This window comes from Psychrobacillus antarcticus (assembly GCF_029533155.1).
GTDB lineage: Bacteria > Bacillota > Bacilli > Bacillales_A > Planococcaceae > Psychrobacillus > Psychrobacillus antarcticus.
Window position 1 is genome coordinate 38,672 of sequence record NZ_JAIZDB010000008.1, and the last position, 13,747, is coordinate 52,418.

Annotated in this window: 9 protein-coding genes and 1 pseudogene; 3 read left to right on the plus strand and 7 right to left on the minus strand. The window is 36.0% G+C overall.

Annotation, left to right across the window (positions count from 1 at the left end):
• Positions 1–55 precede the first annotated feature (55 nt).
• Positions 56–793 (plus strand): SDR family NAD(P)-dependent oxidoreductase, encoded by a 738-nt coding sequence (locus LDK52_RS06040; protein ID WP_277585052.1) that lies wholly within the window; start codon positions 56–58, stop codon positions 791–793.
• Positions 794–1,042: 249 nt separating this feature from the next.
• Here LDK52_RS06040 and LDK52_RS06045 read toward each other — a convergent pair whose 3' ends face one another.
• The 3 genes from LDK52_RS06045 to LDK52_RS06055 form a co-directional block, all read right to left on the minus strand.
• Positions 1,043–2,314, minus strand: a complete 1,272-nt coding sequence (locus LDK52_RS06045) for a RidA family protein (protein WP_277585053.1) — start codon at positions 2,312–2,314, stop codon at positions 1,043–1,045.
• 448 nt (positions 2,315–2,762) lie between these two features.
• Entirely contained in the window at positions 2,763–3,350 is a 588-nt protein-coding gene (locus LDK52_RS06050; protein WP_277585054.1) for an SDR family NAD(P)-dependent oxidoreductase, read from the minus strand.
• 36 nt (positions 3,351–3,386) lie between these two features.
• Complete coding sequence (locus LDK52_RS06055) at positions 3,387–3,560, minus strand: hypothetical protein (protein WP_277585055.1); 174 nt, start codon at positions 3,558–3,560, stop codon at positions 3,387–3,389.
• Positions 3,561–3,766: 206 nt separating this feature from the next.
• On the opposite strand from LDK52_RS06055, the gene LDK52_RS06060 reads away from it, so the two are divergent.
• Positions 3,767–3,904 (plus strand): hypothetical protein, encoded by a 138-nt coding sequence (locus LDK52_RS06060; RefSeq protein ID WP_277585056.1) that lies wholly within the window; start codon positions 3,767–3,769, stop codon positions 3,902–3,904.
• 191 nt (positions 3,905–4,095) lie between these two features.
• On the plus strand, positions 4,096–5,481 hold the full coding sequence (locus tag LDK52_RS06065; RefSeq protein WP_277585057.1) for a right-handed parallel beta-helix repeat-containing protein: 1,386 nt from the start codon (positions 4,096–4,098) through the stop codon (positions 5,479–5,481).
• 183 nt (positions 5,482–5,664) lie between these two features.
• Here LDK52_RS06065 and LDK52_RS06070 read toward each other — a convergent pair whose 3' ends face one another.
• The 4 genes and pseudogenes from LDK52_RS06070 to LDK52_RS06085 form a co-directional block, all read right to left on the minus strand.
• A complete protein-coding gene (locus tag LDK52_RS06070; RefSeq protein WP_407081795.1) occupies positions 5,665–7,215 on the minus strand; it encodes a glycoside hydrolase family 32 protein in 1,551 nt (516 codons plus the stop codon).
• 272 nt (positions 7,216–7,487) lie between these two features.
• Positions 7,488–8,549: pseudogene (locus tag LDK52_RS06075) on the minus strand (glycoside hydrolase family 68 protein); the annotation flags it as partial.
• 1,167 nt (positions 8,550–9,716) lie between these two features.
• The gene (locus LDK52_RS06080) at positions 9,717–12,752 is read right to left on the minus strand and encodes an efflux RND transporter permease subunit (RefSeq protein WP_277585058.1); all 3,036 of its coding nucleotides are present in this window, start codon (positions 12,750–12,752) and stop codon (positions 9,717–9,719) included.
• 110 nt (positions 12,753–12,862) lie between these two features.
• A complete protein-coding gene (locus LDK52_RS06085; RefSeq protein WP_277585059.1) occupies positions 12,863–13,483 on the minus strand; it encodes a TetR/AcrR family transcriptional regulator in 621 nt (206 codons plus the stop codon).
• Between the last annotated feature and the right edge of the window lie 264 nt (positions 13,484–13,747).

A 13,747-nucleotide genomic window follows, 5' to 3' on the forward strand; every position in this document is an offset into this window, starting at 1 on the left:
ATTAAGATAATTATATATTTTATAACGATACACTAAATTAGTGGAGGGTTTTAAAATGGGTAAATTACAAGATAAAGTAGCAATTATTACTGGTGGAGCTTCAGGTATTGGTGCAGCAACAGCGAGTCTTTTTGTTAAAGAAGGAGCAAAAGTTGTTGTTCTTGACTGGAATGAGGAAAACGGACAAGCATTTGCGGACGAATTGAAAGGTCAAGGTGCTGAAGCTATTTTTGTAAAAGCTGACGTTGCAAGTGAAGAAGACGTTGCAAATGCTTATAAAGCGACAATTGATGCACTTGGTAAAGTTGACATCTTATTCAATAATGCTGGGATCGGTGCTGTAAAACCAACAGAAGAATTAACATTTGCTGAATATCGTAAAACAGTAAGTGTAGATTTAGACGGTACGTTTTTAGTAGCTCAATCAGCTATTAAAGAAATGTTGAAAACTGGCGGAGGAGTAATCGTCAATACTGCTTCTATGTACGGTTGGGTTGGTTCTCCTGGTAGTGCTGCTTACAATGCCGCAAAAGGTGGAGTTATTAACTTAACTCGTTCTTTAGGTCTTGAATATGCGACTCGTAATATTCGCGTGAACGCACTTTGTCCAGGTTACATTGATACACCAATTATTCCTGAAGATTATAAACAAACTTTAAGAGAAGTTACTCCAATGGGACGTTTAGGTACATCTGAGGAAATGGCAAAAGCAGTTTTATTCTTAGCTTCTGATGATTCTTCATTCATGACTGGGAATACATTAACAATTGATGGTGGTTTCACGGCTCAATAAATTAGTAATAGGAATCCCTTCATGTGTTCAGAAAGAACATATGAAGGGATTTTTCGTTCAAACAAAATAAAAATATATTATCTGATCCAAATTAAAATTGGGAAGATTTGTTATACAATGACCGGAAACGTAAAAAGCATCAAGATTTCTGCCATAATTAGCTAAAATCTTGATGCTTTTTCACTTATACTGTCTAAAAAAGGAAGCTGCCTCAATTTTCATTTGAGACAGCCCACAAACAAATGTCCGTTATGCTTTTGGAGGAGTTCCTTCAGCGTTTGATACAACTACATCAATTTGGACTAAAGCATCTTGAAGTAAAGCTGATACGCCAACTATTCTTCGTGCAGGAACACCGCCTGGGAAGAAAGTTTTGTAAACTTCATTTACAGCTTCCACATCTGTGATATTTTTAAGGAAGATATTCACTTTAACAACATCATCCATAACGTGGTCGATATTTTCTAAAATTGCTTTGATATTTGTTAAGCACTGTCCAGCCTGCTCTTTAACACCACCAGCTACCATCTCACCAGTTGTTGGATCCAATGGTAATTGCGCTGAAAGGTGATTGTAATGAGAAAATGCTACAGTTTGTGTAGATAGTGAGCTCTTAGGTGCATTTTCAGTGTTGTTTGCCCATAGAACAATTCCATGTCTGTCTTCAACAGCTTGTGGAGGTGTACCATCTCCGTGTGACACTACTGCTTCAATTTGTACTAAAGCGTCCATAGGTAAAGCTGAAGCTGCAATTGTTGTGCGTGCTGGGAAATAGGCTGCAGATCTGGCAATAGCCGAGTCTGGGAAAAATGTTGTATAAACTTCATTTACGTCTTCAATATCCGATAAGTTTGTAAGGAATATATTAATTTTAACAATATCGTCCAAAGGAACGTCGATACTTTCTAAAATTGCCTTGATATTTGTTAAGCATTGTCCAGTTTGCTCTTTTACACCACCAGCTACCAATCTGCCTGTTTTAGGGTCGATAGGTAATTGAGCTGAAAGGTTATTATAATGAGAGAAAGCTACTGTTTGTGTAGATAGAGGACTTGTTGGTGCATTTGCCGTGTTATTTGTAATCTTTATAAGGTCGCCTGATTGTGGTGCGTTTGGAATTGTACCTTCACCGTGTGTAACATTTGCTTCAATTTGCACCAAAGCATCCATAGGTAAAGCTGCAACTGCGACTGTCGTACGTGTAGGAACATAAGTTGGGAAGAATGTTTTATAAACTTCGTCTACAGCGTCAATATCTTTGATATTCTTAACGAATACAGTGATTCTAACAATATCGCTCATAACATGGTCGATGCTGCCTAAAATTTCCTTAATATTTTTAAAGCACTGTTCAGCCTGCTCTTTTATACCGCCAGCTACCAATTTACCAGTGTTTGGTTCGATAGGTAATTGAGCTGAAAGATTATTGTAATGAGAGAAAGCTACAGTTTGTGAATATAGACCGTTACCGTTTGGAGCATTTTCTGTATTTTTTGCTGCTACTGCGTTATAATTGCTCATAATAGTATTCCCCTTTTAGGTAATTTTTTAAATAAATTATTTATTAACTCAAGTATGCACCGAAAAAACTGTTCTAAACGGTTGTTCCGCGTTTTCAAAGACGGATTCGCCGTGAGAATCGTGTTCGTACAAAACCGCCACAAGCGAAGCGTAAAATTCAGTATATACTTAACGAAAGCTTCTTGTCGAATTTAGTCGAATACTATAATTCTAACATACACTTTCTCATATTAACATCATTAATTCTTAACGTCAATACAAAACACGAACATTTATTTAAAAATAATTAAAATCGTTCGTTAATTGAATGATTATTTATAATAAAAATACTATTTTGAATAAGTATACAGGGAGTCACCTTCCCTAAATGAAAAGAACGTTCAAAATATATTATATCGAAGTACCACCATCAATGACAATATTACTTCCAGTCATAAATGCTGCTTCGTCACAGCTTGCAAATAATAGGTGTTGCGAGACGATTCATGGGCTGTCTTGCGAGATACATCGATTTCAATGATTCTGGGTCTGAAGAAGCTTCAATACGATTATGTACGCCTTCTGTATGGGTTGTTCCCTGACTCACGCAATTAACCCGAATATTGGCATCCATTAATTCAAGCGCCATTGATTTTGTAAGAGCCAAAACAGCTCCTTTTGAAGCACTATAAATGCTACGGTCATGATGTCCTTTTGTAGCAGCAACAGAACCAACATGGACGATTACTCCAACTCCTTGCGCCCTAATTTGTTTTGCCACAAATTGAGATGTAAGGTAAGTACCTTTAATATTAACGGCCAATGTACGATCGATATCTTCTTCCGATGTATTCTCAATGGTCCCAACAGAAACAACAGCAGCATTGTTAACTAAAATATCAATCCGACCGTATGTCTGTACCGTCTTATTCACCATATTTTCCACATCGGACCTTTTGGATATATCACCCTGTATAAAAATTGCTTCTCCACCTTTTTCTTTGATTAACTCGGCTGTTTGTTTACCACGTTCATTCCCTATAGCATTTACAACCACTTTCGCACCATTTGCTGCATATTGAAATGCGGTTTCTCAGCCAATCCCAGCACCCGCACCAGTAATTAACACCACTTTATTCGTAAAATCCATGTGTAATTCCCCCTTATAGTACGTCTTCTCCTTCACCAATATGGAAGAAAAGGCCTCCACCAGCTTAACACCCTGATAAAGACCTTCTTTAAAATTAAATATATGCATTTTTTTCACAGGGGTATTCCTGGGGTGGTTTATGGGGTGAAACACTGTTGATATCATTACACGAAACTCACACTTGGTATAAATATAATAACAAACCACCTCCCTTTATGAACTGAACCCTGAAAATCGGACACTTAAAAAAGTCTCATTTTTAGGGTTTTTTCTATGAAAAAGCCCGTTATACTAAATGTAATTAGAGAAAGCGGGAGAATCTTATGAGTAAAATCTATTTCAACGAACATCAGCGAAAAATACTAGACTTAAATCCTAATGTCGTCTCTGTATCTGATCGAACGATTCAATATGCACCAGCATTTAAAATACTGACCGTTAAGAAAATCAGTCCGGAATAGGTCCTAGTCAAATTTTGAAGGCATTCCTAGATTACTTTTACAAAAAGAGGGTAAATGTTTTAGAGAGTAAAGAGAACTATAGATAGGCTAAAAATAAAGCATACGGTTACATTGTTGCTTGTCTTCTTATTACTAGAATTCCGGAATCTATAGTCATACTTATAGCAATAGTCAGGAGGAACAGAGAAAACATGCAAAAATTTTTACTGGTCATAGCTGTCTGGTCTTTGTCAATTATTATTCCGACATTTTCATTCGAAGCTAAGGCAGAAACTTATACTATTTCACCAAATAGCGATACATTTAACCCTAATTTTCAAAGCTATTCGACTTACAATCATCATACGAAGCATTATTATTTACTTCGTTCTTATCTTGAACAGCTGGAGAAAACAGGCGGTGGTACACTCACATTAGAAAAAGGCACATATACCGTGTCTAATGTATTGTTTGTCTCTTCCAACATAACGATTAATTTAGAAGACGGTGCAAAAATCGTAAATGGGATAAAAACTGGTACATCTAAGCTAGATGCCGACAAATCACTTTTCCAACTCATCCGTCCTTCACTAGGAAAAGAAGAAGGTGTTTATGGCAAATATGAAGGTGTTTATGGCAAATATGAAGGTGAAAAAAATATTACGATCATTGGAGCTGGGACAGCGACGATTGATTTGAATTTCGATAAGGAAGCTATCGCTATTATTGCAGGTCATAATCAAAATATTAGGATTGAAAATATTAATTTTCTAAATATGTATTCTGGTCATTTCATTGAAATTGATGCAACAAAGGATGCGGTAATATCCAACAACCATTTTATGAACTCAAAGGCTTCACCAACTAAAATTAAAGAAGCCATTAATATCGATACGCCGGACAAGCTAACGAATGGATGGAGCTCTGCATGGAGTAAGTTCGACAAAACCCCTAATTCCAATATGAGGATAGAAAACAATGCTTTCTACGATTTAGACCGAGCAATCGGAACACATAAATATTCAGGCGGGAAATATCACGATCATATTGTAATTAGAAATAATAAAATAGAAAAAATGCGTCAGGATGCCATTCGGGTGCTGAACTGGAGTAATACAACAATAGAAAATAATACACTCCAAAAAGTTGAACCAGGAAAGTACAACTCTAACAGAGGAATTATCGCAAGTGGGGCTATTAATCCTACCTTCCAAAATAATATATTTAAAGACATGCCACGAGCAATACAATTCACTGCATGGAAAAACAGTGAATCTGGTTCGGAGTACGATATAACATATAATAAATTATCTAAGGAAAATAAAGAGGCACTTTCAACAAATACTATTTTTAACTCTGTGGAAGATTTTATCCGTATAAATCCTATATATAAGAAATATGATTACGAGCAAACTGAATTTATACCCATAAAAACAGCACTGCCTCCTGCTGTACCTAGAATATACTCACGCTATCCAAAAACGTTGGATTTTATAGCACAAAAATATCAAAAAAATACATTCAGCTTTAATGTATTTCTATTTAACCCGCAGGTGCTACAATTACCACTTCAAAGCGACGGGGATTTTTACCAATAAAAAAGGATTAAGGTTTAACGCCTACACAGATTATAGGGAAGGATTCCTATCTAGACAAAAGCCTATACTCATAAAATTTTAAGATTTATCCTAACCATTGTGTTAGGTCTACTCCCACACCAAATAACGAGGGACCAAAAGAAACGCTAATGTATTTCATCAGCGTTTCTTACTTTTTAGTGTTTATTCAAGTATTGAATTCATATGTTTAATTTCCACATTTTTAAAAATGGCTTTACCTCCCTCAGAAAATAGGGTAATTCCCTGATCTTCCTGTAGCGGAAAAACTAAATTGGAATGTGTTATTTTCCCATCATCAATAAATACTTCCACACTCGTTTTGTCGACAAGTATTTTGAGATGAGCATCCTTTTGGTGTTGGTCCATAGGTGCTTTACTCTCAACCATTTCATTATTATCATCTGGCTGATGTACAGATTCACGATTGACATAAGAATACGCCTCTCGAGGGAAAAAACCGATATCAATGTGACGATTTTGTTTGTTTGATTCTCTAAGTCTAATCCCGATATTTTCAGCTTCATCCCAACTGATATCTGCTTCTAACTGAAATATATCCCCCACAGCATCCAGCGTTAATTCACCGTCTACTTTTAATTCGGGGTAACTATCTGTATCCTTTATAAGTTGGTCGAGTTCTTTTTTGGGTTGAGAAGTGAGATAATATTCATCTGGTTCACCTTCTTTTAACGCTATCTTTCTAACAATGGAATCCTGTCCATTAAAGCCTTCTTCTACTGTTGGTGTATTGTCTGCATATGCCCAGTTATTCATCCATGCTAAAGCATAGCGGTGATTCAGTTTATCTTCTTGCTCACCATCTTCAAAAGTGATGCCTCCATACCAATCAAATCCATAATCCAGCCATTTAGGCTCCTCGTGATCTGGAGTGAACGTTTGGCCATTAAAGTCTCCGATCCAATAAGCATATGTATTGGGGTTTCCTTGCTCTATAGCGTTTGCACTGACGCCCATTACCCATTTTATACTGCCATTATCTGCTCGCAGTTGAAATAGATCGGGGCACTCTATTATCCCTATATTTTCTGTTTGAAACCCACCCGTATAATGCCATTCTTTAAGATTATCAGATTCGTAAAAACCAACTTTGGATCCTTCAGCCATTAGCAAGATCCATTTTTGTGATTCCTCCTCCCAAATAATCTTAGGGTCTCTAAAGTCTTCTACACCGGGATTGGTCATAACTGGTTCGTCTTGATAGCTGTTAAATGTTTGGCCTTCATCCGTGCTATACCAAAGATATTGTTCCTGTTGTCCATCTGTGGATGGCTGGGTAACGATAGCAACCAGCGCACCTTCTCCAAATCCAGCTGTATCTTCATGATCGATCACCACAGATCCTGACCATGGATCCCCATTTTCATTCGTATATTTTGGAATCGCAACGCCTTCATCCTCCCAATGAATCAAATCTTCAGAAATAGCGTAACGCCATTCGGTTCCGTTTCCATCTGGGTAATCTTCGTTATAAAGATAATAGTAGTAATACTTTCCATTAAGATAAATGGGTCGTTGAGGGTCGTTTTTCCAATTATCGGGCACCGTGAAATGATAATCAGCCCGATAAGAATATGGTTCAACTACAGGCTCCGTAGTTGCTTTTTCGTTTTCAGTTTGCAACATAAAAATGGTGGAAATAACCAATAAAAGGAATAAAAGAAAGAAAAAAATTACGAACCATTTTCTCTTCATGATTTTGAATACTTTCAAGATTTCTGACCTCCTTCTAGAAATAACTGTTTTATGAAAGATAGCGCCCCCTATCTTCCGGGGAGCGCAGATGGTCTTGGGGTACTAATTTTCCGTGAAAGACAAACGCCATTTCATTTCCTTATCATTATTTCTATTAGCATAAATTGTAATGATAATATAAATGGAGAAAACAAAAAATGACTGTCGATGGTTCTCGACAGCCAATGCCGAATGGGCTAGGCGTTTTCTCTTTTTACTTTTTCATCTTCATCCTATTGTGTGATTTGACCTTGTTCAAGGATGCTATCATGCACAACCGATGATTTTTTGTTTTTTAATTTCAACTGAAAGCTTGGTGCAAAGGTAGAGTTATGATCTTCAAACTCTCCTCTGTTCGTCATATAACTTGTAACTACCGCTTCATCTGTTCCTTTTTGAGGAATAACATAGTGCGCATAAGTCCAAGTAATGTCAGTTGGGTCCAAATCATGATGAAGAACAATACCTGTTTTATTCATTGGTTTAAATTCATCAGTTAGTGAATTTGCAACATATCCAAGCATATAAATATCTTCATCATCAATACCATCAATTGTCATTTTAGATCCGCGGACACTCGTGAACAAGTACCATTTTCCATCCTTTTTGAAAATGTTCGGTCTTTCGATTTCATCTGTAATGGTATTAGAAACTAGTAAAGGCTTCATTACTTTTTTCAATTCGTAGTCATCAGTAAGTTCAACAATTCCCATGGCTCCATTGGCCAATTCAGCATAATCTTTTTGCGAACTATTTAAAAGCCAATTTTTTTCATTCTGGAAAAAATTATTGCTGTTCCCATAATAAGCTTGATTATAAAGAGACTCCTCTCCAGTGTATCCATAATCTGTTCCGGTATTAGCTTCAAAAACAAGGTATTTATGACCGTTATCTTCAATATAATGTGGGTCTCTCAAAGTATGGTTTTCTTTCCAATCTATTCCATCTCCGAAAGCTTGCATAACATTTTGATAGACAGAGCCATCTTCTCCCTCAAAGATTGACTTAAGATCTTCCACACCATCAACTTGAAGTGTTTCCTCTTCGATTTCAGAAACATTCACCTGTGCAGTTGTTAAGGTTTGTTTTCCGTAAAGGCCTTTTGCTTCATTAAACTCAGTACGGTTGGTATAGAATAAACGAATTTCTCCATCAGAAGTAAATGTGGCGGAACCAGACCATTCTTCTGATTGATCTTTTAAGTATTTATCGTTCGCTTTGAATTTATCATTATCATCGAAAACTCGCCCCGCATTTTTCCAGGCATCGATAGCATTTTCATTCGCTTTAAAGTATTGACCCTCTTAAAACTCAACATCGAGCTTCCGAATATTCAAGAATCCGATTTCAATTATTCGTCTCAGGAATAATCTTTGTAGCAGAAATTCAAATCAAAAAAGACCTTTCATAAGTTCAATGAACTTACAAAAAGTCTTCTCTAATGAATCATTTTTAGTTTTTTAAAAAACGGAAGTTAGTAAAAAAGTTAGCATTTCACTAAGCGTCACCTTACAAACCCATATACATCAAGGGTTCAAGGTTCTTCTTACATCATGCCGCCCATCACTCAACGCTATATTTAGGAGGAAATACAGTATCAAAGCTTCTGTAAAATAAGGATTTTTCATTTTTGCAGTATATATGATTATATGGAAATAAAAATAAAAGTGGTCAAAAAAGTGGTCACAGTTATTCTTCACAAATAGCCCTTCCACACTTAAGTGGTTGGGCTTTCTTCTATATTAAAATGTACCAGTTATTATTTTAAAAGCCACATACACCAATATAACATATGTCATTGTATTCAAATATGTTCCTCCTTTAATTGAAAAAATGCCCGCAAAAAACTCTCCTACCCTCCATTTTCACGATTGAACCGTAAAAATGTGTAGAATGCTCCCGCGGGCGTTATTATCGTCAACAATTAAATGAGTGGACTAAAAAAGAGCATGACAGGACATGTCCCGCCATGCTCTTCGTCCTAACACCCAATGATGTTAAACGAATATATGGAAAAGGAAGCAGTCTTAAGGTAGGTACTCACAATGTTTCGTTAACACTGAGAAACAAGGCACATTTAAAAACCTGAAGTAAATCCAGTTATTAAAAGCCTTATTAAACTAAATTGAATTAGTTCATACCTACTTCTGACATACCCACCACACCTTTTATTAAAATATCTTTAAGATATCATCTTTGTTAAATAGAGTCAATTACGTGAAAAAGTATTAATAAATATAATAATTTTGCACCTGCTTCACTGATATAAAAATCTATTTTGGCGACGTAACTCTTTTGTATTCGCCCTTTTCAAGGTCCTTTAACGATAATAGGCCTAACTCTTCCTCCATTTTACTCGTTCAGTGTAAACTTTAAAGCGCCTATGCAACATCTAATTCAGAATTCAATGATGTGTAGCACTACTCGTTTCTACTAATGGACTAAGTGGGGATTTTATTTTACTACTTCGCTTCTTTAAATCTCTCTTCTCTTGAAGTCTTGAAGAAGAATATTTCATACACTACAGGAACAATGATTAACGTTAATAATGTGGATGAAGTTAATCCCCCAATTACCGTAACCGCCAGCCCTTTTGAAATAAGTGTACCAGATGATGTAGTCATTGCTAGAGGAATTAAAGCAGCTATTGTCGCAAATGCTGTCATTAGAATTGGTCGTAATCTTGTTTTCCCAGCCTCAACTAGGGAATCTCTAATTGTTAAGCCGCGAGATCTATTCTGACCAATTCGATCGACAAGTACTATTGCATTTGTTGTAACAATACCAATTAGCATTAAGAAGCCAATCATGACGCTAACGGATAATGGCTCTTTGACAACATATAGCGATACAAGTGATCCAATCGGCACAAAAATCAATGATGACAAGATAATAAATGGAATTCTTGCTTTGGCAAACGTAATTAACATCGTTAAATACACGAGCCCAATGGCCACAATGATAGCGATTCCTAACGATTGGAAAATTTCGACCGTATCATCGTTCCCCCCTCCACTTGTCAAAGAAACACCGTTTGGCAAATCAAGTTGTTCTACACTAGCTTTTACTTTAGAGGACACAGCCTGCACATCGTTTCCTTTTACTTGACCTGAAACGCGTGCATAAACCTTGCTATCTAGCTTCTGAATAGATGTAAATGCATCAATCATCTTTATTTCTGCTATTTCCGAAAGCTTGACTGGACCTTTTGGCGAAAAGATTGTGACTTCATCTAGTTGATCCTTTGATTGTAGTTCCGTATCATAGGATAGTTGTATCTCCTGCTCTTTCCCACCCAAGGTTAATGTTCCCACATTGACCGGCTTTGTCTGATCGCTGACTGTTCCAAGAATTTGGAACCCTGACAACCCATATTCCATGGCTTTATCAGAGTCAATTTGAACTAAAAACTGCTTTTGCTTTTCACTGAAATTATTTGTAACATATTTTAAATCACTATTTCGATTCATATAGTCTTCTACAAGGTTCGCTGCTTGTTGCAGTTCACCTAAATCATTGGAAAACAACTCAACATCCACATTGTTGTTTGATGGCGGCCCGCCTGTTTCCAATTCTTGAATACTTATTTTTAAATCGATATTTTGTTCAGTTGAGATCGTTTCTATTTTTTCCTCTAAGGATTTTATTGTTTTTTCAACATCCACATCATCTTTTAAATTTAAAAAATAACCTGCTTTATTTTTTAGCCTAAGTCCCGTAGCAAAGTCCCTAGCTCCAATTGATGCAGTCACATCGGCGATTTCTTTTTGGCCGCTAAACATATCTTCGACAAGCAATGAGATGTCATTAGTTTTAGCCAAAGGAGATGATGAGGGCAGCTCAATAGATGCAGTTAATGTTTTGGACTCTTCATTAGGAATAAAAGTGAACCCTAAAGAAGGGACAAACGCAAACGAACCAACAAGCATTAATACAGATACGACTAATATGATTCCTTTGTTATTCAAGGATTTTTCAATTAACGGGCCATATACCTTTTGAAGAATCCCCTCTTTTTCCTCGTTAGGTACTTTCTTAAAGGAAAACTTCGCTAAAATCGGTACAATGGTAATGGCAACAAGTAGGGATGCCAGTAGTGAGAAAATAATGGTTAATGCAAAAGGCAAAAAGAATTTCCCTGTAATTCCACCTACAAATCCAATAGGAAGAAAAACTACAACTGTAGTTAAAGTAGATGAAGTAATTGCCTTTAATATTTCTTTTGTCGATTCTAAAATTATTTTATCTGACATACCTTCATTCGTTTTTCTAACCCGTCTAAAAATATTTTCAATGACTACAATACTATCATCTACCACACGTCCTACCGCTACTGCCATTCCACCAAGAGTCATAATGTTTAACGAAATATCTAACTGGTTTAGAAAAATAGCAGAAATTAACAAGGATAACGGAATGGAAATAACCGCAATAATCGTTGCTCTTGTATTCCGTAAGAAAATTAACACTGCAAGAGAGGCAAATAACGCTCCTAATAAACCTTCCTTAACTAACGTACTAACCGATTCTTCAATATCCTTCGCAGAGTCTATGCTAATTTCATAAGCGAACCTGTCATCATATTTTTTTAAGACGTTCCTAACTTTTTCTGCAACTTCTACTGTATTGGCGTCCTGTTTCTTCGTAATCGCCATGGATAAAGAATCATTCTTATCATAGCGAGCAAGCTCGCTTCTCTCTTTTATTTCTTTAATAGATGCAACATCTTTTAAACGGAAGACTTGCTGTGTCGTTGAAGCTCCAAAGGAAGCCGTAAGTTGTAAATTCTCCAGCTCGGATAAGGATTCAAGATTTTCCTCAACACGTATAGGAATTCGCTCTTCATTTTCTGTTAACTCACCAGCTGGGAAGGACAAATATCTTTCATTGATTTGAGATTTAATGCTTCCGAGAGACAGTCCAGCTTGCTCTGCCTTCCCTTTATCCACCGTAATTTCAACAAATGTATCTGTTAAACCTGCAACCGAAACACTACTAATTCCTTTTATTTTGTTAAGCTCGGGAATTACATCATCTTTCATTACCTCTTCAATACTTTTCCCGTCTTTACTAAAGAATGAAATATTATAGATAGGAAAAGATCCAAAAGATAGTCGGTTTACTTTAATTTCAGCCTGATCAGGTAATCCAGCTTCCTCAATCCCAGAACTGACTTGTTGTTCGACTTTATCTAGATCTGTGTCAAACGGGAATTCTAAGGTAATGATTCCAATGCTATCATAAGATGAGCTAGTTATTTTAGTTACGCCCTCTATCGAATTTAGTCTTTTCTCAAGCTTTGAAACGACTTGCTTATCAACGTCATCTGGTGATGCACCTGGATAGATAGCTTCTATAGAAAGCTGAGGAAACTCAATATCAGGGAACTGATCAATCTTTAGTTTAGTAAAAGAATATAAACCACCAAGTACAAGTAAAAAGGAAATAATAAAAACAGCCATTGCATTCTTTAAACTGAATTTCGTTAAAAAATTCATCAAATAACCTCCCTTGTTGTATGTTTTCATCTATATTAAGTGAATGTTTCCATTCATCATTTTCCTATCTATCGATTGATAGGCTCTTTATCAAAAAAAAGAAAAAAGAATTACTTTCTTTTTTCTTTTGATAAAGGAGCTAATCCATATAAAAGAACATTCGTGTAAAATCTCGCCTGTTCTTTTGCGATGTGTTCCTGTGATTGATCTTCTCTATTATTTGAAGATATTAAGTTTAAAAGTAAGTAGGCTGAGGGGATGGGGTATGAACCGAATTCGACAGGGTTTCTAATTTGCCCTTCTTTGATTCCCCTTTCAAATATGGAAGCGATGGGCAATTGATAAGATTCAATCCAACATTTGTCGATTTCTTTTTTATCTTCTTCGCCTAACTCTTTTTCAATATCATGGAACATTTGCCCCATAGAAGTTGGTTTATTGATTAATATATGATAAGTAACTTGAAACAAGCACTCTTCAATATCATCGCTACATGTATTAATAATTTTCCTAAGTGCTATTTGCATCTTAAACAACTCAGTTTTTAATACTTCAACATAAAGCGCCTTTTTATTTTTAAAATGATGGTAAAGGGTCGGCTGAGTGATCCCACAAATTTCAGCAATTTTACGCGTAGACACAGCTCTATATCCCATTTTCATGAAAAGGTCACGAGCTACCTCCACAATTTTCTGATGTGAATTGTTAATATGGTCAAATTGATTATTCATATTCAAAATCCTTTCTAAGCATGCAAAACCTATCAACTGATAAAATCATATTATTGTTATATTATATTGTCAACAAAATAAAACCCATGAACTGGCTTTGCTAATTTGAATTCGTTGTGTCATATCAATAAGGTGAATATAGACCACTCCTGACCACTCCTTCCCTACTAATACTACTAAAAATAACTACGGGCACTTTTTTACCATATGACCATTTGTGATAATAATTATAACTTTTAGATTGGGGAAGGGCCAATACCGAAA